23 protein-coding genes, 1 tRNA gene and 1 pseudogene are annotated in these 25,402 nt (G+C 64.2%); 2 read left to right on the top strand and 23 right to left on the bottom strand.

Annotated elements, in window-relative coordinates:
• The 14 genes and pseudogenes from ACTIMF_RS16880 to rplJ form a co-directional block, all read right to left on the bottom strand.
• A pseudogene (locus ACTIMF_RS16880) lies at positions 1 to 1,806 on the bottom strand (DNA-directed RNA polymerase subunit beta); the annotation flags it as partial.
• Between the two features lie 318 nt (positions 1,807 to 2,124).
• Complete coding sequence (locus ACTIMF_RS16875) at positions 2,125 to 2,934, bottom strand: hypothetical protein (protein WP_442351442.1); 810 nt, start codon at positions 2,932 to 2,934, stop codon at positions 2,125 to 2,127.
• A complete protein-coding gene (locus ACTIMF_RS16870; RefSeq protein ID WP_442351441.1) occupies positions 2,934 to 3,800 on the bottom strand; it encodes a hypothetical protein in 867 nt (288 codons plus the stop codon). The genes ACTIMF_RS16875 and ACTIMF_RS16870 overlap by 1 nt, the downstream gene beginning before the upstream one ends.
• A gap of 113 nt (positions 3,801 to 3,913) precedes the next feature.
• On the bottom strand, positions 3,914 to 5,155 hold the full coding sequence (locus ACTIMF_RS16865) for an MCE family protein (protein WP_442351440.1): 1,242 nt from the start codon (positions 5,153 to 5,155) through the stop codon (positions 3,914 to 3,916).
• Positions 5,152 to 6,501 carry an MCE family protein gene (locus ACTIMF_RS16860; protein WP_442351439.1) on the bottom strand — a complete coding sequence of 450 codons (1,350 nt, stop codon included), beginning with the start codon at positions 6,499 to 6,501 and terminating at the stop codon, positions 5,152 to 5,154. Before ACTIMF_RS16860 ends, ACTIMF_RS16865 begins: the two co-directional genes overlap by 4 nt.
• Entirely contained in the window at positions 6,501 to 7,745 is a 1,245-nt protein-coding gene (locus ACTIMF_RS16855) for an MCE family protein (protein WP_442351438.1), read from the bottom strand. The genes ACTIMF_RS16860 and ACTIMF_RS16855 overlap by 1 nt, the downstream gene beginning before the upstream one ends.
• Positions 7,745 to 8,836 carry an MCE family protein gene (locus ACTIMF_RS16850; RefSeq protein ID WP_442351437.1) on the bottom strand — a complete coding sequence of 364 codons (1,092 nt, stop codon included), beginning with the start codon at positions 8,834 to 8,836 and terminating at the stop codon, positions 7,745 to 7,747. Before ACTIMF_RS16850 ends, ACTIMF_RS16855 begins: the two co-directional genes overlap by 1 nt.
• A gap of 2 nt (positions 8,837 to 8,838) precedes the next feature.
• On the bottom strand, positions 8,839 to 9,927 hold the full coding sequence (locus tag ACTIMF_RS16845; RefSeq protein ID WP_442351436.1) for an MCE family protein: 1,089 nt from the start codon (positions 9,925 to 9,927) through the stop codon (positions 8,839 to 8,841).
• Positions 9,924 to 11,237, bottom strand: a complete 1,314-nt coding sequence (locus tag ACTIMF_RS16840; RefSeq protein WP_442351435.1) for an MCE family protein — start codon at positions 11,235 to 11,237, stop codon at positions 9,924 to 9,926. Before ACTIMF_RS16840 ends, ACTIMF_RS16845 begins: the two co-directional genes overlap by 4 nt.
• A 6-nt stretch (positions 11,238 to 11,243) precedes the next feature.
• Positions 11,244 to 12,116, bottom strand: a complete 873-nt coding sequence (locus ACTIMF_RS16835) for an MlaE family ABC transporter permease (protein WP_442351434.1) — start codon at positions 12,114 to 12,116, stop codon at positions 11,244 to 11,246.
• Positions 12,117 to 12,118: 2 nt separating this feature from the next.
• A complete protein-coding gene (locus ACTIMF_RS16830; RefSeq protein WP_442351433.1) occupies positions 12,119 to 12,925 on the bottom strand; it encodes an MlaE family ABC transporter permease in 807 nt (268 codons plus the stop codon).
• Entirely contained in the window at positions 12,922 to 14,208 is a 1,287-nt protein-coding gene (locus tag ACTIMF_RS16825) for an ABC transporter ATP-binding protein (RefSeq protein WP_442351432.1), read from the bottom strand. Before ACTIMF_RS16825 ends, ACTIMF_RS16830 begins: the two co-directional genes overlap by 4 nt.
• Positions 14,209 to 14,637: 429 nt before the next feature.
• Positions 14,638 to 15,021 carry a 50S ribosomal protein L7/L12 gene (gene rplL / locus ACTIMF_RS16820; RefSeq protein WP_442351431.1) on the bottom strand — a complete coding sequence of 128 codons (384 nt, stop codon included), beginning with the start codon at positions 15,019 to 15,021 and terminating at the stop codon, positions 14,638 to 14,640.
• A gap of 102 nt (positions 15,022 to 15,123) precedes the next feature.
• The gene (gene rplJ / locus ACTIMF_RS16815) at positions 15,124 to 15,654 is read right to left on the bottom strand and encodes a 50S ribosomal protein L10 (RefSeq protein ID WP_442351430.1); all 531 of its coding nucleotides are present in this window, start codon (positions 15,652 to 15,654) and stop codon (positions 15,124 to 15,126) included.
• A gap of 312 nt (positions 15,655 to 15,966) precedes the next feature.
• Here rplJ and ACTIMF_RS16810 point away from each other — a divergent pair, with 312 nt between their 5' ends.
• Both ACTIMF_RS16810 and ACTIMF_RS16805 read left to right on the top strand, forming a co-directional pair.
• Positions 15,967 to 17,145, top strand: coding sequence for a glycoside hydrolase family 76 protein (locus ACTIMF_RS16810; RefSeq protein ID WP_442351429.1), 1,179 nt, complete (start codon positions 15,967 to 15,969; stop codon positions 17,143 to 17,145).
• Between the two features lie 197 nt (positions 17,146 to 17,342).
• Positions 17,343 to 19,328 (top strand): CocE/NonD family hydrolase, encoded by a 1,986-nt coding sequence (locus ACTIMF_RS16805; RefSeq protein WP_442351443.1) that lies wholly within the window; start codon positions 17,343 to 17,345, stop codon positions 19,326 to 19,328.
• Between the two features lie 29 nt (positions 19,329 to 19,357).
• Here ACTIMF_RS16805 and ACTIMF_RS16800 read toward each other — a convergent pair whose 3' ends face one another.
• The 9 genes from ACTIMF_RS16800 to rpmG form a co-directional block, all read right to left on the bottom strand.
• Positions 19,358 to 19,846 (bottom strand): TIGR04338 family metallohydrolase, encoded by a 489-nt coding sequence (locus ACTIMF_RS16800; RefSeq protein ID WP_442351428.1) that lies wholly within the window; start codon positions 19,844 to 19,846, stop codon positions 19,358 to 19,360.
• On the bottom strand, positions 19,843 to 20,664 hold the full coding sequence (locus tag ACTIMF_RS16795; RefSeq protein ID WP_442351427.1) for a DUF2786 domain-containing protein: 822 nt from the start codon (positions 20,662 to 20,664) through the stop codon (positions 19,843 to 19,845). Before ACTIMF_RS16795 ends, ACTIMF_RS16800 begins: the two co-directional genes overlap by 4 nt.
• A gap of 166 nt (positions 20,665 to 20,830) precedes the next feature.
• Positions 20,831 to 21,547, bottom strand: coding sequence for a 50S ribosomal protein L1 (gene rplA, locus ACTIMF_RS16790; RefSeq protein WP_442351426.1), 717 nt, complete (start codon positions 21,545 to 21,547; stop codon positions 20,831 to 20,833).
• A 96-nt stretch (positions 21,548 to 21,643) separates the two neighbouring features.
• Positions 21,644 to 22,078, bottom strand: a complete 435-nt coding sequence (gene rplK / locus ACTIMF_RS16785) for a 50S ribosomal protein L11 (protein ID WP_442351425.1) — start codon at positions 22,076 to 22,078, stop codon at positions 21,644 to 21,646.
• Positions 22,079 to 22,158: 80 nt separating this feature from the next.
• Entirely contained in the window at positions 22,159 to 22,974 is an 816-nt protein-coding gene (gene nusG, locus ACTIMF_RS16780; RefSeq protein WP_442351424.1) for a transcription termination/antitermination protein NusG, read from the bottom strand.
• Between the two features lie 85 nt (positions 22,975 to 23,059).
• Positions 23,060 to 23,431 (bottom strand): preprotein translocase subunit SecE, encoded by a 372-nt coding sequence (gene secE / locus ACTIMF_RS16775; RefSeq protein ID WP_442351423.1) that lies wholly within the window; start codon positions 23,429 to 23,431, stop codon positions 23,060 to 23,062.
• Positions 23,432 to 23,469: 38 nt separating this feature from the next.
• A tRNA-Trp gene (locus tag ACTIMF_RS16770) sits at positions 23,470 to 23,542 on the bottom strand.
• A gap of 218 nt (positions 23,543 to 23,760) precedes the next feature.
• Positions 23,761 to 24,849: a fused (3R)-hydroxyacyl-ACP dehydratase subunits HadA/HadB gene (locus tag ACTIMF_RS16765; RefSeq protein ID WP_442351422.1), complete on the bottom strand. Its 1,089-nt coding sequence runs from the start codon at positions 24,847 to 24,849 to the stop codon at positions 23,761 to 23,763.
• A gap of 235 nt (positions 24,850 to 25,084) precedes the next feature.
• A complete protein-coding gene (rpmG, locus tag ACTIMF_RS16760) occupies positions 25,085 to 25,252 on the bottom strand; it encodes a 50S ribosomal protein L33 (RefSeq protein ID WP_442351421.1) in 168 nt (55 codons plus the stop codon).
• Between the last annotated feature and the right edge of the window lie 150 nt (positions 25,253 to 25,402).

Below are 25,402 nucleotides of genomic sequence, written 5' to 3'. Positions count from 1 at the left end.
GGCCTGACGCTGCATGTTCGCACCCATCAGGGCACGGTTGGCGTCGTCGTGCTCGAGGAACGGGATCATTGCGGTCGCCACCGACACCATCTGGCGTGGCGAGACGTCGAGGTACTGAACCTGCATCGCGGGAACGAACTCGACCTCGGCACCCTTGATGCGCACCAGAACGCGCTCATCGGTGATGACGCCGTCGGCGTCGTAGTTCGTGTTCGCCTGCCCGATGAGGTAGCGGTCCTCTTCGTCGGCGGTCATGTACTCGATCTCCTGCGAGACCTTGCCATCGATCACCTTGCGGTACGGCGTCTCGATGAACCCGAACGGGTTGACCCGTGCGTAGACCGACAGCGAGCCGATCAGGCCGATGTTCGGACCCTCAGGAGTCTCGATCGGGCACATGCGGCCGTAGTGCGACGGGTGGACGTCGCGGACCTCGAGGCCTGCGCGCTCTCGCGAGAGACCACCCGGGCCGAGTGCCGACAGGCGACGCTTGTGGGTCAGACCCGACAGCGGGTTGTTCTGGTCCATGAACTGCGAGAGCTGGCTGGTCCCGAAGAACTCCTTGATCGCCGCAACGACGGGCCGGATGTTGATCAGCGTCTGCGGGGTGATCGCCTCGGCGTCCTGCGTGGTCATGCGCTCGCGAACGACGCGCTCCATGCGGGACAGACCGACACGGATCTGGTTCTGGATCAACTCGCCGACCGTACGCAGGCGACGGTTGCCGAAGTGGTCGATGTCGTCGACCTCAACCGGAACCTCTACTCCGCCGGGCACGGTCATGGTCGACGTGACGTTCGGGTCGGCCTCGTGCAGACGCACCAGGTACTCGACGGTCGCGATGATGTCCTCGCGGGTCAGGACCGACTCGCCGAACATCGGAGCGTCGGTGAGACCGAGCTTCTTGTTGATCTTGTAGCGACCGACACGAGCGAGGTCGTAACGCTTGTCCTTGAAGAACAGGTTCTCCAGCAGGCTTTCGGCCGACTCCTTGGTCGGCGGCTCGCCCGGACGCAGCTTGCGGTACACCTCGAGGAGGGCTTCGTCCTGGTTGCCGGTCGAGTCCTTCTCCAACGTCGACATGAGGATCTCGGAGAACCCGAACCGCTCGGCGATCTCCTCGCGAGTCAGACCGAGGGCCTGCAGCAGCACGGTGACCGGCTGACGGCGCTTGCGGTCGATGCGGACACCGACGGTGTCACGCTTGTCGACGTCGAATTCGAGCCATGCACCGCGGCCCGGAATCACCTTGACCGAGTGCAGGGTCTTCTCGGTGGCCTTGTCGATGGTGGCGTCGAAGTACACACCGGGGCTGCGGACGAGCTGGCTCACGACGACACGCTCGGTGCCGTTGATGATGAAGCTGCCCTTATCGGTCATGATCGGGAAGTCGCCCATGAAGACGGTCTGCGACTTGATCTCGCCGGTGTTGTTGTTGATGAACTCGGCGGTGACGAACAGCGGAGCCGCGTACGTCATGTCCTTGTCTTTGCACTCATCGACCGAGGCCTTGACCTCATCGAAGTGAGGCTCGGAGAATGAGAGTGACATCGACGACGAGAAGTCCTCGATGGGCGACAGTTCGCGGAGGACCTCCTCGAGTCCGCCGACCGGGTTCTCTTCACCGCGGGCGATCGCCTTGGCGCGCCATTCCGGCGTTCCGACGAGCCAGTCGAACGAGTCGAGCTGGACGTCCAGGAGACCCGGGACCTCCAGTGGCTCGTCGATCTTGGCGAATGAAGCGCGGTGCGGCGCTCCCGGGATAATACCCGCAGTGGTTGAGGTGGACTGGCGGTCGAGAGCCAAGATGCGTCCTTCCAACACGAAGTTTCTCGGTGCATGGCATATAGCCGTTGGCCGTGGGGCCGCTGCGAGGCTTTTCGACCTGATGAGCAGCGAATCCCCATGACGGGCACCGAGGTGACCGGAAGGGCATCGAACAGCGAACAGGAGGCAGCCAGCGCAACGTCCAACTGTATCAGAAGAAGGGCGAGTTTTGTCAACTCACAATAGAACCAAGATCTCCCGGCTGCCACCTGAGTCGATCGGTTGTTGACTAGAGTGACCCCCGAGGTACCCGCTCGTCAAGGGAACGCGCGGATCCACTGCGAAATTAACCTCGGACTAGGGATCGAGGAACTCGTCGACCAACCAGTCGTCGCCGTTGCGAACCAGCACGACGCCGGTTTTCGGCTTGTTCGACTCGACCAGCGCACCGTCACGCGTGATGTCGATCTGGAGCGCTGCGAGGACGGTCGCACGATCGCGCGTGAGGTCCATCAGACCCACGGTCTCCACGCGACATTCCGACGACGCCTTAGTCTGCTCGATGATCGACCGGTTCGTGTTCAGATGCGTCTTGAACTGCTCGCCTGCCGATCCACTGAGCTTGCTCTCCGCGTCCGCGAGCCAGTGGTCGAGGTTCTGGTATTTGAACTGGAACGGTGCACATGCGGCCGTCCGCGCTTGCGCCAGGACCTTCTCCGAGGCTTCCTGATCGACGAACGCCTTGTTGTCGGACACCTCGGCGCCCGGGTGCAGTCCGAGTACAGCGGCGAGGGCAGCCAGGAGCACTGCGATCGCGCCGATCACGGCCGCCAGACGATACGTCCGCTTCGTGTCGTTGACGCCGGGTTCGACGTCGGTCAGCGCGCGCTGCCGTTCGGCGATCTCGCGTTCGGCTTCCACGCGGCTACGTTTGCGGTCCACACCGGACTGCGGCTTGCGCAGTCCGACGCTCCGCTTCGTGCGCTCAGCGAGGCCGGTGTCACCGGCAGGCGACTTCTCGGCAGTGGCGCCCTTGGCCAGGGACACAGACTCCGGATCGCCGGTCGTACTCCTGCGCTCCTGCGCCTCCTGCGACAACTCGACGCGCGCCGTCGAACGGCCCGCGACCTTGCGGGGACGACGCTGGTTCGGACGTTCGGCCGCCATCAGTTGCCGCCTCCCTGCTGCTGCTCGCCGGTCTGGGGAGTGGCCGGCTGCGCTCCGTCCTGGGGCGTCGCAGTGTCGTCGTAGTACGTGATATCGGTGAGCGGAACGATCTTGTCTGCCTTCCACGCGCCGTTGTCCTTGACCATTGACAGGAGATTCGACTGCGGCTGCGGCTGGTCGGGCGCTTCCGAGCTCGTAGCCTGGCTCAGGACGAATACCGTCGCGGTGTCCTCGTCGGGGTTCAGTTCGGTTGTGGCGCTACGCACGATGGAGGCCTTGATGGTCAGGTTCTTCTCCTTCGCGGCCTCGATCTGCTTCGCGGTTCCGCCGCTCGTCTCGTCGATGGCCTGTTTCAGCGCGTCACCGGTCAACGACGACTTCATGCGCTTCTGCCACTCGTCGACTCCCTTGTCGTCGACTGTGAGGATGTTCAGCATCGCCTGTTCTGCACTGTCGACCGCCTCGACGCGCATCTGTTCACGGCCCGAGTCGACGGTGTAGGCCCGGATCCCGATGTACCCGAAGTACCCGGCGCAGACGATGGCCGCGACGAGTGCCGCGACCGCGACCGCGAGGACCAGTGAGGCCGCCCAGTGACGGGGCGAGTCAGACTCGACGTCAGTGTCGCTGGGCTCGTCGGAACCCTCATCGCCCTCTATCGCGTCGTCGTCCGCATCTTCGCCGGTGCGCGCGTCCTCGTCGGCCGCGGTGGCCGAAGCGTCGTCCGCACCAGCGTCGTCGGCAACCGAATCTCCCGGAGCCGACTCCGCGTCGGCAGTATCGTCTGCGCCTGTCTCGTCGCTCACCGTCTCGTCGGTCACCGTCTCGTCGACCGAGTCCGGTTCGCTGGTCTCATCAGAATTCATCGAGCGCCACTGTACCTATCGAATGTCACGGCAGACTGTGTGCCGGTTGGAGGGTTTTGACCCGTTCTACTCGTTCAACCAGCAACAGGACGTCCACGAAATGACCGGTGAGGTCACTTCGCGCGCACACCCATCAGCGTCGCCAACTGGGTGGCGATCGGGTTGAGATTCAGCTTGTCGGGGTCGGCCTTCGGCTTGTCGTCCCACGGCTGGACGTAATCGGGATTTGCCAGCGCCGCACGGTTCGCACCACGTACTGCGGTCGGATTGCCGACCGGTACGTCACAGCTTGCCTCCGTGTTGAAAGGGAAGTCGTCGTAGTTCACGTCGAAGTCGGGATTACGCTTCTTCATCTCCGCGATCAACCTGTCGGTGCTCTCGTATCCACTCGTGCAGCTCGGCGGGCTCTCGGTCTCCAGCACGATGCCGAAATGGATCTGCCCGTCGCCGGGCGCAGGCGAGTGGCTGCCCGCCGACAGTGCGGAGAGCATCGCGAACGTCGCCCCCGTTGCGAACGACGTCGGCGCGATCGTGTCAACCGTCCTACCCAACTGGTGGACCAGTTTGGTGGTGTCATCGCCGTTCGTGTCAAAGAAGTGCGACAACGCCGTCGCCGCCCGGGGACCATCGGAGAGGATCCGCCGGATCGCCGGATCGGAGCCTTCGAGGGTCGATGCGACGCGATCGAGGTTCTTTGACCAGGCCAGAATCTCATCAGACTGGTCGGCCTGAGTCGATAGCACCACGTTCGAGTTGTTGATCAACGAGATGGTGTCGTCGAGGTTGTCGACACCGGTCCTCGAGAGCTTGTCGAGGGAGTCGATCAGCCTGGTCAGGTTCTCGCCCTGTCCGTTGAACGCCTTACCGAGTTCAGTCACGACAGTGCGCAGGTCATCGGTCGGGACCGTCTCGGTCAACGTGATCGCATCCCCGATCACGTCCTGCAGTTTCGGGGGCAGGGAGTAGTCCCTGATGACCGACCCGTCCTCTAGATACGGACCGTCGTCGTTCGGCGGCTGCAGATCGACGAACTGCTCGCCGATCGCCGACCGGTTCGCGACGACTGCCTTCGCAGAGGCCGGGATGTCCGGACCGTCGGAGTTCATGTCGAGGTGGATCACCATGCCATCGGTGGTCAACTCCATGTCGCCCACCAGGCCTACCGGGACGCCCCGATAGGTGACCTCAGCATTCGGAAACACACCGCCCGCGTTGTCGGCTCGGACCGTGACGTCGTACGTCCCGACCCCGACGACCTTGTCCAGTCGCGCGTACTTGGCACCGACGTAGACGATCGCCACCGCCCCGACGACGGCGAAGATGATCAACTGGATCTTGACCAATCGGCTCATCATCGGTCCTCACCCCGCAGCATCGAGATCGGAGCGTCCAGGAAGCTGCCGCCAGATTCCGCGGACGTGACCGAGTACTGGTTCCCCGTCTTCTTCTTCGACGGCTTCGCAGTGGTCTTGGACGAATTCGTCGGGGCGTCTGCCGCCGACGCCGGATACCTGCCACCTGACGGCGGCGTGTTCGGTCCGGGACGGGAGTTCAGCGGCGGCGGAAGTAGCGAGATCGTGGGCCACCCCCACCGCGGGCCGTTTCCGTTGATGTACGGGTTGTTCTGGTTCACCTTCGGCGGATTCACCTTCGGCGGGCTGTACTTGGGCGTGCCCTGACCGACTCCGAGCGCTTCGAGCTGGTTCAGCAGGCGCAGATCGAGAGTGATGAACAGGTTGGTCGAATCGCCCTGGACAGCAGGCAGCAAGTCGTCCGGGAATGGATGCGTCAGCATCAGCGGCATCGCGGTGACCGCGTCCTGCGCCGACTTCGACAGCTCGGTGAGGATAGGACGGAGCGCCTTCAGATCGGTGATGATCGCGTCGTGCGACTTGCCGAGGACGTCGGTGCCGACCTCTCCCAAATCATCGAGTTTGGTCAGCAAGTCGACGAACTGCGGCCGCTGCTCCTCGAGGACTTCAACGCCCGCCGGGAGCTCATCGAGAATCCGCTCGATCTGGTCGGTCTGGTCGTTGGCCCGAGACGACAACCGGTCGACGCCGTCGATCGCACGGATGATGTCGTCGCGTTGCGCGTTCAGGCCCGAGATCAAGGTCTCCGTCTGCCGCAGAAGCGACGCGAACCTGCCCGGGTCGTTACCGATCGACTCGTTAATCGAGGTGATGATCGGCTCCAACTGGTTGATGCCGCCACCGTTGAGCAACATCGACAATGCGCCGAGCAACTGCTCGATGTCCGTCGTCGTCGACGTGCGTGCGGTCTTGATGACCTGCGACGACGGCTGGCGAGGCGTCGACGGCGACGCTCCCTCCGGCTCGCTGAGCGCGACGAACTTCTCGCCGAGCAGGTTGGTCTGCTGGATCGCCGCGGTGGCCTTGTCCGACAGGTCCACATTGTTGCGGACCTTGACTGTCACCACCGCATTCCACGCGTCCTCGGGCACCTCGACGGCGGTCACTCGACCGACCGGGACACCGTCCATTTTGACCATGGACTGCGGGACCAGATCGAGGATGTTGGCGAACTCGATCTTGTACTCGCGCGGGTTGTCACCGACGTCGACGCCGCCGGGAAGCGGAACCGACTGGAATCCGCCACACGCGGACGCCAATGCGACGACCACGGCCATGACTGCGCCTACCGCGGATGCGCGGGCGCGCCTGCTGAGCGTCACCTTCATCACTTGCCTCCGGGGAGTCGCGGGTCCGGGTTACCGGAACTGGTGCCCGGTGCGGGTGATTTCTGCAGCTTCTTCGCGCTGAGAATGCCGAACGGAAGGATCGGCAGCATCGGCTCGAGGACGCCGTCGGTGACCTGCTTGCCGACCTTCTTGCAATTGTCGATGAGTGGCGCCATCTTCTTGCTGAAGTCGATGGCCAGCGGGTTGCCCGGCATCAGACCCTTCAGATCCAGCAGTCGGCAGCCCGCACTCAAGGGATCTTGCAGCTCGGGCAGGTTCAGTCGCATTGCGAGGGTTCCCGACTCGGCGTCGTACGCGTTGATCAGGTTCGAGATCGTGACCGGGAGAACCGTGAAGATCTCGAGCAGGTGCTCCTTGTTGTCAAGCAACGCCTGACCTGTCGGGTGCAGGTCGCGAATCGCGTTGCCGATCCGGTCGTTGTTGTCGGAGACGAAGGTCGCGACGTCGCCGAGCGCATACGACAGCGAGTCCAGGGCTTTGCCGAGTTGGTCGCGTTCGCCGGCCAGGAACGTGTTGAACGACGCCATCTGGGTGTTGAACTGCCGCACCTGTGAGTCGTTCTCGCGGAGAGCTCCGACGAAGACGTTCAAGTTCTTGATGGTCGACGCGAGGTCGCCTCGGCCGTCGGACAGCGTCGTCGCCGCCTTGGACAGGTTGGTCAGCGCCTTGCCGAGCTTCGCTCCGTTGCCGTCGAGGTTGTCGGCGGCGGTCTCGACGAAGTCGGTGACCGCACCGCGCTTGTTCGCGCCTTCGGGACCGAGCGACTTCGAGAGCTTCTGCAAGTTGGCGTAGATCGCATCGATCTCTACCGGGACGTGCGTGTCGTCGGTAGTCAATGTGACGTCGTCGGACGCCTTCTCGCCGCCGCTGTACGCCGGAGCCAACTGGAGGTACCGGTCGGCCACGATCGACGGGATGATCTGCATGGCCTGCACGCCCGCGGGCAACGTGACCCCGCGGTCGACGCGCATGTCGACGTCGACGACGTCACCGCGCGGTGTCACTGAGGTCACCTTGCCGACGTCCACACCGAGTACGCGGACGTCACTGCCTTCGTAGATGCCGACCGCGCTCGTGAACGTCGCGTGGACCTTGGTGGTTCCGATCAGTGTCGACGCCCACCATCCGGCTGCGGCGACGATCAGGACGAGGACTAAGCCCAGCGACCCGAATACGAGGTTGCGGCGAGTGAACACGCCGGACTCCTGCTCAGCGGTGGTCATCAACCGGCCTCCGTTCCACCGTTGTTCAGGTTGCCGGTCATGTTCGGCGGTCGCGTCGTGTTCTGCTGCGGCAGTGCGGGCGGCAGCAGGTTGGTCACAGTCGACTCGAACCAGCGTCCGTTGCCGAGCACGTTCGCATACAGCCGATAGAACGGAGCCATGTTGGTGATCGTGTCGCGCAGATTCTTGTTCTGGTCGGTGAGCAGGTCGGTAACGCCCTTGAGTGAGTCGAGGGCCGGAGCGAGCTGCTTCTCATTGTCGCGAACGATGCCGGTCAGAGCCTTGCTCAACGTCTGGGTGCTGGCCAGCAGCGCCGAGATGTCGTCCTGACGCTTGTTGAGCTCCTTGAGGAGCTTGCCCGCACCGGCGATCAATCGGGTGAACTCCTCGTTGCGGTCGGCGAGGATCTTCGACGAGTCCTTCGTGGCCTGCAACAGGTGCTGCACTTCCTGGTCGCGGCTGGCGATCGTGTTCGAGAGCCGAGCGATGCCGTCCAGCGACGGGCCGATGTCCCCAGCCGTTCCGGAGAACGCGTTCGACATGGTGCGCAACGACTTGGCGACGTTGTCGGTGTCGATGTTGTCGATCTGGTCGGCGGCGTCACCGAAGGCCTCGATCACGTCGTACGGCGAGACCGTGTCGGTGAACGGAACGTCGGGGTCAGCGAGTTCGCTGCCGCGCGGATTCAGCGCCAAGTACTTCTGGCCGAGGACCGTCTTGATCTGGATCGACGCCTGCGTCTGGTCGCCGATCCACGTGTTGTCGGCACGGAAACCGATGTTCACCTTGTCTCCGTCGAGCGCCACCTTGGTGACTTCGCCGACCTTGACGCCCGCGACGCGGACCTCGTTGCCGGTTTTGAGGCCTGCGGCCTCGGAGAAGACCGCGGTGTACTGCGGCCCGGACCCAATCAGCGGAAGATCCTTCAGATAGAACGACGACACCGACACCATGATCAGCATCATCAGACCGATCGCACCGATGCTCGTCGCACTGCGACGGCCGGCGAATCGCCTGCTCTTCTTCGGTTTCGTCGACTGCTGAGCGCCTTCGGGCTGCTGCGCGTCTGGGGAGTTCGGTTCTCGCGTCATGTTCACTCCCCCGGTCGCTGGTTGTCTTTCCAGCACCGGGTGGCGGCACTGGTGTAAAGGACATGGTTGATGTCGGGCAGCCCGACCGCGGGCTTCGTCAGGAGGTTGGACTTACCGTTGCCCGCCCGGACGTCGATACCGCACATGTAGAACTGGAACCACGAGCCGAACGTCGCCGCGCGACCGATCTTCTGCAGCTTCACCGGCAGATTGGTCAGCGCCTGCTTCAGGTCGCCTTCGCGTGAGTTGAGCTGATCGGACAGGGACTTGATTCCGGCGATGTCGCCCTGGATGGCCGGACGCGACTTGCTCAGGATGGAACCGGTCACCGTGGTCAGGTTCGACACCGAACTGACGGCGGAGCCGATCGAACCGCGCTGTGCGGCCAGGCCGGTCACCAGCTTCTCGGTGTTCACCAGGAGGCTGGAGAACTCCTTGTCGTTGCGGTTCACGGTGTCCAGAACCTTGGTCAGGTTGGTGATCATGTCACCGATCACCTGATCCTTGTCGGCCAGCGCATTGGTCAATTCGGATGTCTGGCTGACCAGCTGGCTGATCGTGGTGTCCATGTCGCCCTGGAAGACCTTGATGATGGTCTCCGCGAGCTTGTCGATGTCGCCGGGTTCGATCTGCTTGAACAGCGGCTTGAAGCCGTTGAACAATTCGGTCAGGTTCACGGCGGGGTGCGTGTTCTCGACCTTCGGGTCGGTGCCGAACGTGTAGTCCTTGCCGACGGACTCGTTGGCTTCGCCCGGCCCCTTCTCCAGCGCGACGTATCGCAGCCCGGTCAGGTTCCGGTACCGGATGTACACGTTGGTGCTGGCCGGCAGCGAGTCCCGGTCCACGTTGAACGTGACGAGCGCCTTGTTCCGGTCGGTGATCTCCACACTCTCGACCTGGCCGACGCGGACACCCGCGATGCGGACCTCGTCACCCGCGTTGAGCATCGCGGCGTCGGTGAAGACCGCCTTGAATCCGGTTCGGCCTCCGCCGCCCGCGTTCGCGATCGTCAGTCCGAGCATCGCCGTCGCGATGACGGTCACAACTGCGAAGACGATCAGCTTGACCAGTGGTGCGATGATGCCTCTCACTTGATCGTCACCCCCGCTCCGTCCGCGGCGCCTCCGCCGATGTAGGTGATCCAGGTGGGAACCTGCGACGGGTCGACGCCGCTCGAGGCCCCGTAGACGAGTTTCATCTGCTTGACATAGTCAGCGTCCGAGACCTTTCCGGCAGGTGTCGCGCTGAACTGCGGCTGTGGCAGTTCGGGCAACGTAGTCGGTCCGGCGTTGCGTGACGGCGGCTGGTAGGAACCGTCCGGCACGCCGCCACCCGGGTACTGCGGGAACGGTCGGCCGTTCGTCGCAGGCTCGTAACAGCGGGCAGGCGGATCCTCCCAGAACATGCGCGGTTCGTCCTGATTCGGGATGTACCGTCCTCGCGGATTCACGAACTGCAGGTTCACGCGGACGCCCGGGTTGTCGGTTCCCTTGCCGACGATCTTCTCCGACTTGGGCACCAGGGTCGCGAAGTTGTGGAACATGCATCCGAAGGTCGGCGACTGCTGAGCGATCTTGCGCAGGAACGGCTCCGACTCGATCGTCAGATCCAGGAAGTCACGCCGATTGGTCTTGAGGAACTTCGTGGTGTCGGTCGCTGCGACGCCCAGCGTCGAGATCAGCGAGCTCAGGTCGCTCTTCCGCTCGACGATCGTGTTGCCTGTGACTCGGATCGAGTCGAGCGCATCGATGACGTCCGGCAGCGCTTCGGAGTAGGTGTCCGAGAATGTTGCGAGCCCGCGCAGCGTGCCTTGCAGATCGTCCATGTTCGCGTTGACGCGGGTGAAGATCGTGTTCAATCGGTCGAAGGTGTCGCCGAGCTGCTTGCCCTTGCCGCCGATCGCCTGCGAGATCGACGTGAGCGTCACGTTCAGATCCTGCGGCGGGATCGCTTCGAGCACGGGCAGCAGCGCGTCGAACAGGTCCTCGACCTCCTTCGTGCTGCCGCGCGGATCGGTCTTGATCGTGTCGCCGTCATGCAGTTCGCCCTTGCCGTTGACCGGCACGGTCAGCGACACGTACCGCTCGCCGAAGAGCGTCTTGGGCAGCACCCGTCCGGTGGTTCCGATCGGCAGATCCTTCGCCTTGCTCGGGTCGATTCCAAGTTTCAGGGTCGCTCGGCCGCCCGGCTGCACGTCTACTTCACGCACGGTCCCGATTTGCACGCCGCGCGCCTTGACGTCGGAGTCCACGCCCAACGCGTTGCCCACGTTCTCGGTCTGCAAGGTGACGGTCGTGTAGTCGTCGAATGTTCCGCGGAACTTCAGAATCGAAGTCGCGAGCAGCCCGATGACCACGACGAAGAAGAGCAGGCCGAGCAGCCTGCGTTTAGCAGTCGCCACGTTCGTCTAACCTCCGACTCTGACCGACGTTGTGGTTCCCCAGATCGCGAGTCCGAGGAAGAAGTCCAGGACGGCGATCAGCACGAGTGCCGCGCGGACCGCGTGGCCGACCGCCACACCGACGCCAGCGGGACCGCCGCTTGCGTAGTAGCCGTAGTAGCAGTGCACCATGATGATCACGAAGGCGAACACCAGGACTTTGCCGAATGACCATAAGACGTCGGCTGGTGGCAAGAACAGGTTGAAGTAGTGGTCGTAGGAGCCTGTCGACTGACCGTTGAACACCGTGTTGACCACTCGGGAGGCGAGGTAGGCGGCCATCAACCCGAGCACGTAGAGCGGGATGACGGCGACGAAGCCTGCGATGACTCGGGTGCTGACGAGGAACGGAATCGACGGAACCGCCATCACTTCGAGCGCGTCGATCTCTTCGGAGATCCGCATGGCGCCGAGCTGGGCGGTGAAACCACAACCGACGGTCGCCGACAATGCAAGGCCGGCGACGAGCGGTGCGACCTCGCGGGTGTTCACGTAGGCCGATAGGAAGCCGGTCAGCGCCTGCGAACCGATTTGGTCGAGTGCTGCATACCCCTGCATGCCGACGACGACGCCGGTGAAGCCAGACATCAGGATCATGACGCCGACGGTGCCGCCGATGACGGCGAGGCCGCCGGAGCCGAACGCCACCTCGGCGAGCAGGCGCATCACTTCGCGCGTGTAGTGCACGAGGGTCTTCGGGATCCAGGCGAGGGTTCGGCCGTAGAAGGACATCTGTTCGCCCGCGCCGTCGAGCATCTTCAACGGCTTACCGAGTTGTTTGCGCGCCTCGTAGAGGTAGTACTCCGGGCGGCTCTTCGCGATCGTCACACCACGAGTCATCACTAACCTACCTTCGGCGGAACGATCTGCAGGAACACGGCGGTGATGATCAGGTTCGCAAAGAACAGCAGCAGAAACGTCACGACGACGCTCTGGTTCACCGCATCGCCGACACCCTTCGGGCCACCCTTGGGGTTGAGGCCCTTGTACGCGGCGATCACCCCGGCAAGCACACCGAAGATCGCAGCCTTCAGTGTCGAGATATACAGGTCTGGCAGTTGAGCCAGAGCGCCGAACGACGCCAGGTATGCGCCTGGCGTTCCACCCTGGACCACCACGTTGAAGAAGTAGCCGCCGCCGATGCCGACGACCGCGACCAGGCCGTTAAGCAGAATTGCGACCAGGACCATGGCCAACACGCGCGGCACGACGAGGCGCTGTACCGGGTTGATCCCCAGCACCTCCATCGCGTCGATCTCTTCGCGGATGGTGCGGGAGCCGAGATCGGCGGCGACGGCCGATCCGGCGGCTCCAGCGACCAGCAGGGAGGTCACTAGCGGAGACCCCTGCTGGACGACGACCAGAACACTGGCCGCACCGGTGTACGACTCAGCGCCGAGTTGCTTGATCAGCGATCCGGTCTGCAGCGAGACAATCGCGCCGAACGGAATCGCGATGAGTGCCGTCGGAAGGATCGTGACGCTGGCGATGAACCAGGCCTGCTGAATGAACTCGCGCAACTGGAACGGACGCACGAAGAGCTGGCGTGCGACGTCGACGAACAGCTGAACGATGTTGCCGGTCTGGGTGAGGGCACCCTCACCGGCGTTAGCGATCTTGTCGACACCACGCGTGGTGGCACTCGTCATGCCTGGTTACTCCCCTGTCCGTTCGATTGGTCGTTGATGGCCGTCTCGATAGCGGAGGTGTCGATCGGCTGGGTGAACGCGTCGTCGCCTGCAGGCTGAGCGACCGAGGTCTTAGCCAGGTCGGGCCGGTTGCCGTTCTCGGTCTGAGCGTTGACCACATCATGCACGTTCGTCGGCTCGACGTGGACGCCCTCCGGGCCGCCGGGAAGTCCGGTACGCCCGACGTTCGGGTCGTTGAAGTCCGTGGCCTCCAGAGCGACCAGCGTAGTCGACGTCTCGGGCGACTCGGCGGCGCGACGATCCTCTTCGGCGATCGAGTTACGAATCGCCTCCTGCGCGTTGGCAGGCAGCGTGTGCATCATGCTCAGCACGTTCGCGCGGTGGCGGATCGCGGCCTTGCGCACCGGCATACCCGGATTCGGCTGCACCTGCGGAATGATCTCCGAGAAATCATCCTTCGTACCACCACCGGAGATACCCGCAGCCTGCATCGCCGCCTCCGCAGCAGCAGCACCCTCGTCCTTCTCCTCCGACATACCGATCGGCCCGAAGCGATCACCCGCCAAGAACTGCTTGACCACCGGCTGCTCCGAGGTCAGCAACTGCTCACGCGGACCGAACATCACCAACTCCTTACGGAACAACATTCCGATATTGTCCGGAATCGTCCGAGCAATATTGATGTTGTGCGTGACCACCATGATCGTCGCATCGATCTCGGCATTGATATCGATCAACAACTGCGAAATATAGGCCGTACGCACCGGATCCAGACCCGAGTCCGGCTCATCGCACAAGATGATCTCCGGATCGAGCACCAACGCACGCGCCAGCCCGGCACGCTTGCGCATACCACCGGAGATCTCACCGGGAAGCTTGTCCTCGGCACCGGTCAGACCCACCAACTCGACCTTGTCCAGGACGATCTTGCGGATCTCGTCTTCCTTCTTCTTCGTGTGCTCACGAAGCGGGAACGCAATATTGTCGAACAAACTCATCGACCCGAACAACGCACCGTCCTGGAACAGCACCCCGAACAGCTTGCGGATCTCATACAGTTCCTTGGCCGAACACTGCGTGATATCCGTGCCGTCCACGATCACCGACCCCTGCTCCGGATGCAGCAGACCGATCAACGTCTTCAAAAACACCGACTTACCAGTACCCGACGGACCCAGCAAGGCACTGACCTCACCTGCAGGCAACGTCAGACTGACATCCCGCCAAATGTTCTGCGAGCCGAACGACTTCGTGAGTCCCTCGACGGTGACCTCAACTCCCACTGCGTCCCTCCAGACGTATCTCCACCGGTCCAGTCACCGCGTCATCCGTAGTCGCAGCATTCAAGCGTCCTCGCTCGCCCGGCGTGCCGTTTGTGGCTGCGGTCACTCTAACTCACGTGACCTGCCACACACACCATCGGACCTGGGTAAAGCCGATCTGCGTTCGACTTACTGGACAGTAACTTTCTCGGTGGTCTGAGAATACGCGAAGAAGCGCCGTACTCCAAGTGACGGGCGACTCCCCGCCCCCGGGCTCTGAGACCGCGGCCACTGGGCGACGTCCGAACACCTGTGAGTCGTCGCCGTACCACCCTGAACGGGCCCACTCGTGGGCTCGTCAGAGAAAAAGGCGAGGCCCGCAGGTCTCCCTGCGGGCCTCGCCCCATTCAAGCCACATCGTGACTGGCTGCGCCGTGAGACGCAGTCAGATCACTTGAGCGAGACGGCTGCGCCGGCCTCTTCGAGCTTGGTCTTGGCAGCCTCGGCGTCTTCCTTGCTGACCTTCTCCAGGAGCGCCTTCGGAGCACCCTCGACGAGGTCCTTGGCTTCCTTCAGGCCCAGACCGGCGACGACCTCGCGCACGACCTTGATGACCTGGATCTTCTTGTCGCCCGCACCCTCGAGCACGACGTCGAACTCGTCCTGCTCGACAGCAGCCTCGGCAGCGGCCGGAGCGCCTGCAGCGACGGCGGCGACGGGAGCGGCAGCGGTGACCTCGAAGACCTCTTCGAACTTCTTCACGAAATCGCTGAGCTCCAGCAGGGTCAGTTCCTTGAACTGCTCGATGAGCTCGTCAGCGGTGAGCTTCGCCATGGTGGCGTCCTTCCGTAGTTCCCCGCCGGTGCGGGGGCGCCTGCAGCGCAGGCTCGTTCATGGGTAGTGATCGGCGAACCGATCGGGTGGAGCAACAGTGACTCAGGCTGCGTCGCCCGAGGCCTCCTGCTTCTCCTGCAATGCCGCGGCGAGACGCGCGACCTGCGACGCAGGCTGGTTGAACAGCCCTGCGGCCTTTGCCAAGTTGCCCTTCATGGCACCGGCGAGCTTTGCCAGCAGAACCTCGCGGGACTCAAGGTCGGCGATCTCTTCGACCTCGGCCACAGACAGCGCGCGGCCGTCCATGTACCCGCCCTTGATGACAAGGTTCTTGTTCTCCTTGGCGAACGTCTTCATTGCCTTGGCAGCTTCGGGAAGCTCGCCCTGGACGAATGCGATCGCTGTCGGACCGGTGAACAGCTCGTCGAGGCCCTCGACGCCCGCCTCTGCGGCGGCACGCTTGACGAGGGTGTTCTTGGCGACGGAGTAGGTTGCACCTTCACCGAGCGAGCGACGCAGGGTTCCCAGTTGCGTGACGGTCAGGCCACGGAATTCCGTGACGACCGCAGCATCGGAGCCCTTGAACTGCTCGGCGATCTCTGCAACTGCAGAAATCTTTTCGGCCTTAGCCATACTTCGCCTCCTCTCGTGTCACTTCACGTCGGTCCGGGTGAGCGGACCGAATCGGACCCAGGCCGTCGTGTCGTGAGAGCGGCGCACCCGATCGGCGTCAGGCGGAAAGAAAAACGCCCCGGGCACAGGAGGCACGGGGCGAACAAGAACTCAACGCGTAGCGCGTGAGGAGTACTCCACGTTCATCCTGCGTGGGTCGCCGACTCTCGCGCCGGACCTTCGATCGGAAAACTCGCTTCCGACGACCAACGGTCTCTGGTTGAACTCGATGCATCGAGCAGACTCGATGTACCGGCTAATAGGCTAACCCCCATGTCTGCAGAAGTCGAATCGGCGCAGTGTCGAGCTGCCGCGGCGCAGTCGGCCTTGCGTGCACGCCATCTCCGCCGACTCGGCGGATGGGTCCCGTTCACCCGGATCGGCCGAGTCGCGTGGCCGCCCGCGGGACGAGTGTTGTCCGTCCAACGACTCACCGCGTCGTGGAATTACTGGTGGCAGGCCCACCTGGTCGACGTCCTCGTCGACGGCGCGGTCCATCGGGAAGACGAGCAGTGTGCGCGCGATGCGACGGCTCTGGTGCGCGGTGTCCGGATTCGCAACGTCGGCCGGTGGACCAACTCGTACTACGACGACATGGCGTGGCTCGGCCTGGCTCTCGAGCGGGCCGAGCGCCGACTGGCATCTGGCGGCCGCAGTTGTCGGCCACGCGCGCTGCGCATCCTGCGGGACCGGATGGTCGACGCGTGGGATCCGGAGTCAGGCGGTGGGATCCCGTGGCGGACCACCGATACGTTCTTCAATGCGCCGGCGAACGGCCCGGCCGCGATCCTGCTGGCACGGACCGACCGGGTCGAGCGGTCGATCGCGATGGCCGATTGGATCGACGACATGCTCCACCTGCCGTCCGGGTTGATCGCCGACGGGGTATGGCGGCGCTCCGACGGTGCCCGCGACCTCGACGACGCACTGTTCACGTATTGCCAGGGCGTCGCGCTCGGCGCATACACCGAGGCGTATCGACACACCGGTGACCGGCGTCGACTCGACCGGCTCGACGCCCTGCTGACCGCGACCGCTTCCCGATTCACCACGGACGGGGTGGTGCGCGGCGCGGGCGGCGGCGACGGCGGCCTGTTCGGCGGCATCCTCACCCGGTACCTCGCACTGGTCGCCACCGACCTTCCCTGCGAGGACGAGGTCGCCGAGTCCATCCGCGGGCGGGCCGCGGCCATCGTCACGGCGAGCGCCGACGCCGTGTGGGCGAATCGCGCCGAGCACGACGGGCTGCCGGTGTTCGGCCCCGACTGGAGAAAGCCCGCCGTCGTCCCGACGTCGCAGGGGCCGTCCGCCCATAAGCACGGCGGGGCGGTCGCATCCTCGAAGACACCGGAGCGCGACCTGTCCGTCCAGATCGGGGCCACGATGCTCCTGGAGGCGGCAGTCGCGGTCACGATCGGGTCACCAGAGCACATCGGTTCTACCCCGGATTAGGCATCTGGAACGCCGTCGTTTTAAATGGGTTTACGAGACCGATGGTGACGCGCACCACAAACGCGGGCCGTCTGGTCGCAGGGTCGGCCTGTCAGCGACGACGGACCGGGCAGGGAAAGACAGGCTTGACAGGGAAAGACGGGCCGGCGAGAGGGGTGAGCGGCGCGATGACACTCGACTATGACTACGACTCGTTCATGCGGGCCGGCCGCGGCACCGCACGTCTGTACGGAAACGCCGACGGTGGCAGCGCCGCAGACGCGTGGCGCGAAGCAGTCGACGGCAGTCAGCCGTATCCGCGTGTGCACATCGATCGAAGCGTCGTCGTCACCGCGTCCGACGGGACACGTCTGCGCGCGACCGTCGTGCGTCCTGCCAATCTATTGGGTCAAGCGGTCAAGACGCCTTTCCCGACCGTCTTGAACGTCAACCCGTACAACCGGGCCCTCCTCGACGGCGTCGACCATGCGCTGCACGCGCCGGGAATCGGCCGAGCGGTACGTACCGCGAGCGCTGCGCTTGCGCTGGGCGACGGAGCATCGCGGATCGGGCGCACCTTCGGAACCGGACTGTGGGACGTGTTCGGCATCAACCGCGGTCTCGTCCGGTCCGGGTACACCCAGGTGATCGTGGACGTCCGCGGCACGGGCGCGTCCCACGGCCGTTGGGAGATCCTGTCACCGCGCGAACAGCAGGACTCGATAGAGATCATCGAATGGATCAGCCGCCAACCGTGGTGCGACGGCAACGTCGGGATGGCCGGGTGGTCGTACTCGGCCATCAACGCCCTGCAGGCCGCAGGCCACCGCCCGCCCGCACTCAAAGCCGTCTTCGCGATCGAAGGCGGCGAGGACCTCGTCCGCGACGTCTATCTCACCGGGGGCATGCCGTCGGCGTTCATCCCGTTGTGGCTCGCGCTCGTCAACGGCCTCAAATGGCTACCGAACCCGGCGACCGGTGTCGCCGACGTCGTGCGCGGTGACGCGTACCGCTGGTTGAAGGACCGCCTGAAGTCTCCGGCATCGGAGATGCCGTCCCTGGTCTGGGGTTTTCTCACCGCCCGCGACGAGCGAATCTTCGACGACCCCTACTTCGATGTTCGCAACCCGAAGGTCGAGGACATCGAGTGCCCGACGTTCACCGTCGGCGGCTGGCACGATCTGTTCGGTCGTAGCGCAAGCCGCGTGTACTCCAAACTCCAGATGGAGCCAGGGCGCAAGCAGATGCTCGTCGCCGACGGCTACCACCTCGATCCGGGCTGCGACCACGGGACACCCGGCCGCCCGCCGCGACTGGACGTACTCGAGCGCGCATGGTTCGACAAGTGGCTCAAGAGCGCCGACAACGGCGTCGACGAATACGGCCCGGTCACCATGCACCAGCAGGGCGGCGACTGGTCGTGCGGCGAGTCGTTCCCACGCGCCTCGGTGACGCCGCGCCGCTTCTTCCTGACCGAGGAGCCGTCCGGCACGGCCGATCACGCACGGCACGACGGCAGCCTGCGCGCCGGACCCGCATCCCGCCGCCGCGCACTACGAATCACCCCGGACCTTCGCGGATTCGTGTCCCGCGACATCGCGCAAGTCACGGCCGGCGCCGCGATCGCGCTGGGCGAGGACTTCTCCACCGACGCCCGCTACCAGGAGGAAGGCGGGCTCACCTTCACCAGCGAACCGGTGTCGACGCCGACTCAGGTGTCCGGGCAGATGAATCTGAGGTTGAACGTCTCGACCACCGCGCACGAGGGGATCTGGGCGGTGACCGTCAACGACGTCGCTCCCGACGGCCGCTCGCGAGTGCTCACCAACGGCGCACTGACCGCCTCCAACCGGGCACTTGACCCGTCCCGCTGCACGTACACGCCGGACGGCGTCCTACTCGACGCCGTCCACTATCTAACACGTGAGCGTCGGCTACCGGTACCCGCCGACGAACCAGTGCGGATCGACGTCGACCTGGTCCCGACGGACGCGGTCCTCGCCGTTGGACATCGGCTTCGAGTGGACGTCTACGCGGCGAGCCTGCCACGGTATCTGACGATCGTCCCCGACTTGATCAAGGCGCGTGGCCGCAGGCAACAACTGGTCCTCGACCCAAACAAGCCGAGTTACCTCACCTTCCAGGCCGACGGCGGCTTCGGCGCCGAACCCGTCCCCGTCGTCAGCCTCGCCGCCAATAGCTGAATCGTAAGCCTGACGACACACCGCGCGTCTCACAGCAGACCGCTGTCGCCGAACACGACGCGATAGACGAACGCGGTCTCAGGACCAAGGACCAGTCCGACGAGGTCGATGAGCGCGTAAACGAACTCGTGACCGTGGGCAGGACTCCCCACGTCGTCGACATGGTGTGCGATCTCGTGCAACACGACCAGTTCACGTAACGCCCACGCTCCCTCGGCCGAGTCGGGGACGGCGATCACTGCACCGCCCCGCTCGTAGTGGGCGGCTCGGCTCCCACGGCGCCGGCGGACCGAGACAGGCTGCGAGGCTCGTGGAAACCGGGCTCGCACGCCCGGCGCCGCGAGCACGTCGTCGACGTAGCGGCGAACGGAGTCGACCGAGGAGAACCGGCCTTCTGGCGGCACCGTGATGGCGGTGCCCGCGATCTGCGCCGTCCGCGACGACCCCGCCCGCTCGAAGATCCGGTGAACCAGACGCTCGGCGTCGTACACCGCGGACCGCGCGGAGTCCCGTGTCACCGGTCGATAGCGCCGCGCGCCCCGGGCAACGACTGGTCTTGCCCGATGCGGGCACGCCTGCCCGCGCGGTCTCCTGCACGTCGGGCCGCCGTCGAATACCCCGACTGCGCCGACGACGGTCGCCACGTGCCGCGGGCCGTCGACGACTGCTTGTAGAAGTCGCGAACTTCCAGTTCCTTATCGCGCAGTGCGAGTTCGGTCGACCCGCGCGCAGAGTCATCGGTCGCCAGCGCATGTGCGCGCTCGTCGTCACGCGCGTCGAGCAACCGCTTGCCTATCCGTTCGGCGAACGCGGACTGGAAGTTCAGACGGGCGGTGATCGGCGACAACGGCTTTTCTGCGACCGCCCGTCTCCGGAAGAACCCGTCTCCGACGGTGACGACCTGACGAGCGGTCTCGCCCTTATACGCCCCGGATTTCAGGTAGGCGTCACTCGCAGCGACCATCTGAATGACCAGCGACGTGTACAGCGCCTCCGTGGCGTCGAGGTCGGACTCGAACCCGTAGGCGATGACGAACGTCGAATTCGATGCGACGTCAACGGTCAAGTCGTTGGCCCGGCCGATCTGCACGAACAACTGCACGTAAGTCCGCAGGCCCCGCTTGCCCTTCTCCCCGATGCCCACCTGGCGGGTGATCGGAGCGCTGGCCGTCCGGGTGGCCGGATCGTGGGCACGCGCCAACGCGAGGTCGATCGACGACGCCGTCGCCAGTCGCTGCGCGGCCGCCATGAACGCCTCGGCCTCATGCTCGTTGTCGGTGCCTTCGGCCTGCCGCAGCAGTCCAGCGATACGGGTGAGGAGTCTGTCGTCGCGCATGCGACACAGGTTATCGGCGCCGCTGGGTATACGTCGATCCCGTTATCCACAGGTCGGGTTCGAGACCGGCCTTTAACCCGAACTGGGGCCCGGCACTCGTCGAGTGCCGGGCCCCAGTGGGTGTCTCTGTGCGCGCGTCGCGTCTATCGAGACGGACGCAGCGCGATCACGCCTGGTCGTCGCCTGCGAAGTTGCGCGTCACCGACGGATCCACCTGGATGCCGGGGCCGGTGTTGGTCGAGACCGTGACCTTCTTGACGTAGCGGCCCTTGGCCGCCGACGGCTTCGCACGCATGATCTCGTCGTACGCCGCACCGTAATTCTCGGCCAGCTTCGCGGTGTCGAACGACGCCTTGCCGATGACGAAGTGCAGGTTGGCAGCCTTGTCGACACGGAAGCTGATCTTGCCGCCCTTGATGTCGTTGACAGCCTTCGTCACGTCGTTGGTGACGGTGCCGGTCTTCGGGTTCGGCATCAGACCACGCGGGCCGAGGACACGCGCGATGCGGCCGACCTTGGCCATCTGATCCGGCGCCGCGATCGCAGCGTCGAACTCGAGCCAGCCACCCTGGATCTTCTCGATCAGGTCTTCGGCGCCGACCTCATCGGCGCCTGCTGCGGCAGCCTCGGTGGCTTTGTCGCCTGCGGCGAACACGATGACGCGGGCGGTCTTACCGGTGCCGTTCGGCAGGTTGACGGTGCCGCGGACCATCTGATCGGCCTTGCGCGGATCGACGCCGAGGCGCACGGCGACCTCGACAGTCGCGTCGGTGTTCTTCGATGAGGTGTCTTTCGCGAGCTCCACGGCCTCCAGCGGGCTGTACAGCTTGTCGCGGTCGATCTTCTCAGCGGCGGCCTGGTAGGCCTTGCTCTTCTTACTCATGCTCTGTTCCTTCTCCCCGCGGTAGTGCGGGAGTTAGTGGTTAGTGGGCCGAGCACGGCCCTCCCACGGTTGTTTCTGGTGATCCCCGGAAAGAGATCAGCCTTCGACGGTGATGCCCATCGAACGCGCGGTACCCGCGATGATCTTCGCTGCTGCGTCGACATCGTTCGAGTTCAGGTCTTCGGCCTTCGTCTTCGCGATCTCGCGGACCTGGTCCATCGACACCTTGCCGACCTTATTGGTGTGCGGAACACCCGAGCCCTTCTGCAGGCCTGCGGCCTTCAGCAGCAGCTTCGCCGCGGGCGGAGTCTTCAGCTTGAAGTCGAACGAACGGTCTTCGTACACGAAGATCTCGACCGGAATGACATTTCCGCGCTGGTTCTCTGTTGCGGCGTTGTACGCCTTGCAGAACTCCATGATGTTGACGCCGTGCTGGCCGAGCGCCGGACCCACGGGCGGAGCCGGGTTGGCCTGGCCCGCCTGGATCTGGAGCTTGATGATCCCGGAGATCTTCTTCTTCTTGGGAGGCATATCCTCTAGTCCTTTTTCCTACAGATCCGCGCACGCTGGATACGCGGAAGTCTCTTCATAACGCCTGGAAAGGAAGATCGTCAGATCTTCTCGACCTGGTTGAAGCCGAGTTCGACCGGTGTTTCGCGGCCGAAGATCGACACCAGGACCTTCACCTTGCGCTGCTCTGTGTTGACCTCGCTGATCGACGCCGGGAGGGTCGCGAACGGTCCGTCCATGACGGTCACCGACTCGCCGACCTCGAAGTCGACCTCGACGAGGTTCGATGCGGCCGCCGCAGCAGCCTCGACGCTCTCGCCCGCATCCGATGCGGCCTTCGCGGCCTGAGCCTTACGCACCTCGGCGCGCGGCATCAGGAACTGAAGGACTTCCTTCAGCGACAGCGGCGACGGGCGGGAGGTCATGCCGACGAATCCGGTGACACCCGGCGTGTTCCGCACAGCACTCCACGACTCGTCGTTGAGTTCCATGCGCACCAGAATGTAGCCCGGGAGAACCTTGCGGTTGACCTTCTTCTGCTGGCCGTTCTTGATCTCGGTGACCTCTTCGGTCGGAACCTCGACCTGGAAGATGTAGTCGCCGACGTCGAGGTTCTGGACACGGGTCTCGAGGTTGGTCTTCACCTTGTTCTCGTACCCCGCGTACGAGTGAATGACATACCAGTCGCCGGGCTGACGACGCAGCTGTGCTTTGAACTCCGCAACCGGATCGACCTCGGCCTCAGGTGCGGCCTCATCGACGTCTGCAGCATCGGACACTGCAACATCAGACACTGCGACATCAGACACTGCGACATCAGAATCGGCAGCATCGGCCGCGACGTCGCCGGCCACGACGTCGTCGGGCGTCGTGCCGCCGTCCTCCGGCGATTCGATTTCGTTCTCCGGGGTGCTCACTGCGCCCATCTCCTTCATTCTCAGACCGGACCGTCAACGGTCCGCTAGTTCTCCGGGAGGTCCACCCCGCAGCGTGGCTCGGCTGTCAGCCGAACACCAGCAACATCAATTTCGCGAAGCCGATGTCCAAGCCCGCGATGATCGCAGTCAGAACCACGAGGAACGCGAGTACCGCGATCGTGTAGTTGACCATGTCGTTGCGCGTCGGCCACACGACCTTGCGCATCTCACTGACGACCTGCTTCAGGAACACCCAGATGCGGACGAACGGATTGTGACTGGTCGACGGTGCCGACGCCGCAGCGCGCGACTTGGTCGCGACAGCGGTACCGCCACCCTGCTCCGCCCGGCTGCCACGTGCCGAGCGCTTACCGCTCGGACGCAGTTCATCGGCCCGGATGTCGTCGACCTCGACAGACTCGTCGACATCGCCGGCCTTGCGGTCCCGCTTGGCCACCTTCTCACCGATCCCTTCGTATGCATTCTGCCCGAGGGCAGGGGCGACAGGACTTGAACCTGCAACCTGCGGTTTTGGAGACCGCTGCTCTGCCAGTTGAGCTACGCCCCTTTGCGACGGATGCGCATCCGCCACCGCCGACGCTCAACAAGACCAACGCGCCACCCTTTGGGCAGCGCGCAAGTGAAGAAAAGCATCAGACTTCGTTAGTGTAGAGCAATTCGACGGCACGACCCAACTTCGCCCGGTAAACCCCAGGTAGAACCGGGTACCGAAGACTTCGACCCCCGGGCCCGTCCATGCCGGTCGCGGCCATCGGAACTGCGCACTCAATTGAATTGGACGTGAGCCTGCGCGCGACCGAAGATCTTCCGTTCGCCCTGCTTGGCGACGATCGCGATCACGCCGCGCCGAGTCGACGAGTCGAGCGACTTGACCTTTCCGGTGAAGTCCACTTCCGCGTAGCCGACCGCAGGCACGTAGACCGGGCTGGTGAAGCGGACGTTGTACTCGTAGATCGCGCCCGGATCACCGACGAATGCGCTGATCACACTGGCGCCGAGGCCCATGGTCTGCATGCCGTGGGCGACCATCCCGTCCAGCCCCGCCGACTTCGCGACCTCCGGCGAGAAGTGGATCGGGTTCGGGTCGCCTGCCACACCCGCGAAGTTCACCAGATTGCCGAGCGTCAGCACTTTGGTGACCGCGGGCAATTCCTGACCGACTTCGAGCGAATCGAAGTCGATCGCCCCATACGGTCGCGGTTGCAAGCCGGGATCGGGTTCGTTGTAGCGGTCGAACGGTCCGAAGACGGTCTGCGCACTCTGCGGCTCCCGGTCGACCTTCATCATCACGTGGTCGAGCTGGTCGAGAACTTCCGGCTCCACCTCCACCGATGGCCGTGCGACGAGTGAGGTGAACGTCGTCATCACCGGCTCGTCTCGCTGGTTCCAGACGATGTTCTTGGTCACCATCATGTCGGTGCCTCTCGCCTGCCGGAACGACTCGAGAGAGACGTCACAGATCAACTTGTCCCCCACCTTGACGGGCTGATGCAGGACCAACCGCTGGTCGGTCTGCATCACCTGCCACAGGTCGTAGCCGGTCACGACGTCCTCGAACAGGCGACGCTGAGCGATGATGCCGAGCACCGATACGAAAGTCGGAGTAGCGATCAACGTGTCGTGTCCGAGTTCGGCTGCGACGTTCTCGTTCCAGTGGACCGGGTGATCGGACTGGACGGCCCGCGCCAGCTTCCGGATCTCCTCACGCCCGACCTCGTAGTAGTCGTCGACCGTGTAGTTGTAGCCCACCATCGCCTTCGTGTGTTCGGCGATCTCCTCCGGAGTCATCTTCTCCCCGGCCTTCAGCTTCACGATCCGCGCCTGGATCTCGGGATCATCGATCTGCTCTGTCATCGCCTGTTCACTCCTCACACGGCACCCGTCGTGGGCCGCTGTCCACGCCATGCGGCAGGGCTGTGCCGCGTGGATCTCACTCTTCTCACTGTCATGCGTAACAGATCGAGACACGATCGTTACACATTCTGGTCGTCGATACGCCGATCCACGACGTTAAAGCGGGCCACCTCGCATGGAGGTGGCCCGCTTTCGAAGTATTACGTCTCCTGCACGCTCCACGCGTGCATCGAGCTCAGCGCGACTCTTTGTGAGACTGGTGCGTTCCGCAGTTCGGGCAGAACTTCTTCATCTCAAGGCGGTCGGGGTTGTTGCGCCGATTCTTCTTGGTGATGTAGTTACGGTGCTTGCACACCTCGCATGCCAAGGTGATCTTCGGCCGCACATCGGTTGAGGAAGCCACTTTGTTGCCTACTTTCGCGTCTTGCAGTTATCGGTCCCGTATCGCGACCCTGCCTACGGGCCGGGGCGTGCACCGGGTGATCGATGTGTAGCGGTGGGGGGACTCGATCCCCCGACCTCACGATTATGAGTCGTGCGCTCTAACCAGCTG

The organism is Gordonia sp. (in: high G+C Gram-positive bacteria), from assembly GCF_052106715.1.
In the GTDB taxonomy this organism is placed as follows: Bacteria; Actinomycetota; Actinomycetes; order Mycobacteriales; family Mycobacteriaceae; genus Gordonia.
Note: the sequence above shows the minus strand (reverse complement) of the source record. Positions and strands in the feature narration are given on the sequence as shown.

What these genes read in the sequence shown, in the direction of transcription:
- ACTIMF_RS16810 (WP_442351429.1), top strand. Translation starts at nt 15,967, where the DNA reads ATGTCTGCAGAAGTCGAATCGGCGCAGTGTCGAGCTGCCGCGGCGCAG.
- ACTIMF_RS16855 (WP_442351438.1), bottom strand. Translation starts at nt 7,745, where the DNA reads ATGACCACCGCTGAGCAGGAGTCCGGCGTGTTCACTCGCCGCAACCTC.
- ACTIMF_RS16835 (WP_442351434.1), bottom strand. Translation starts at nt 12,116, where the DNA reads ATGACTCGTGGTGTGACGATCGCGAAGAGCCGCCCGGAGTACTACCTC.
- ACTIMF_RS16870 (WP_442351441.1), bottom strand. Translation starts at nt 3,800, where the DNA reads ATGAATTCTGATGAGACCAGCGAACCGGACTCGGTCGACGAGACGGTG.
- ACTIMF_RS16765 (WP_442351422.1), bottom strand. Translation starts at nt 24,849, where the DNA reads ATGACAGAGCAGATCGATGATCCCGAGATCCAGGCGCGGATCGTGAAG.
- ACTIMF_RS16830 (WP_442351433.1), bottom strand. Translation starts at nt 12,925, where the DNA reads ATGACGAGTGCCACCACGCGTGGTGTCGACAAGATCGCTAACGCCGGT.
- rplL (WP_442351431.1), bottom strand. Translation starts at nt 15,021, where the DNA reads ATGGCGAAGCTCACCGCTGACGAGCTCATCGAGCAGTTCAAGGAACTG.
- ACTIMF_RS16860 (WP_442351439.1), bottom strand. Translation starts at nt 6,501, where the DNA reads ATGAAGGTGACGCTCAGCAGGCGCGCCCGCGCATCCGCGGTAGGCGCA.
- rplA (WP_442351426.1), bottom strand. Translation starts at nt 21,547, where the DNA reads ATGAGTAAGAAGAGCAAGGCCTACCAGGCCGCCGCTGAGAAGATCGAC.
- ACTIMF_RS16875 (WP_442351442.1), bottom strand. Translation starts at nt 2,934, where the DNA reads ATGGCGGCCGAACGTCCGAACCAGCGTCGTCCCCGCAAGGTCGCGGGC.
- ACTIMF_RS16865 (WP_442351440.1), bottom strand. Translation starts at nt 5,155, where the DNA reads ATGATGAGCCGATTGGTCAAGATCCAGTTGATCATCTTCGCCGTCGTC.
- ACTIMF_RS16850 (WP_442351437.1), bottom strand. Translation starts at nt 8,836, where the DNA reads ATGACGCGAGAACCGAACTCCCCAGACGCGCAGCAGCCCGAAGGCGCT.
- rplJ (WP_442351430.1), bottom strand. Translation starts at nt 15,654, where the DNA reads ATGGCTAAGGCCGAAAAGATTTCTGCAGTTGCAGAGATCGCCGAGCAG.
- ACTIMF_RS16795 (WP_442351427.1), bottom strand. Translation starts at nt 20,664, where the DNA reads ATGCGCGACGACAGACTCCTCACCCGTATCGCTGGACTGCTGCGGCAG.
- rplK (WP_442351425.1), bottom strand. Translation starts at nt 22,078, where the DNA reads ATGCCTCCCAAGAAGAAGAAGATCTCCGGGATCATCAAGCTCCAGATC.
- ACTIMF_RS16805 (WP_442351443.1), top strand. Translation starts at nt 17,343, where the DNA reads ATGCGGGCCGGCCGCGGCACCGCACGTCTGTACGGAAACGCCGACGGT.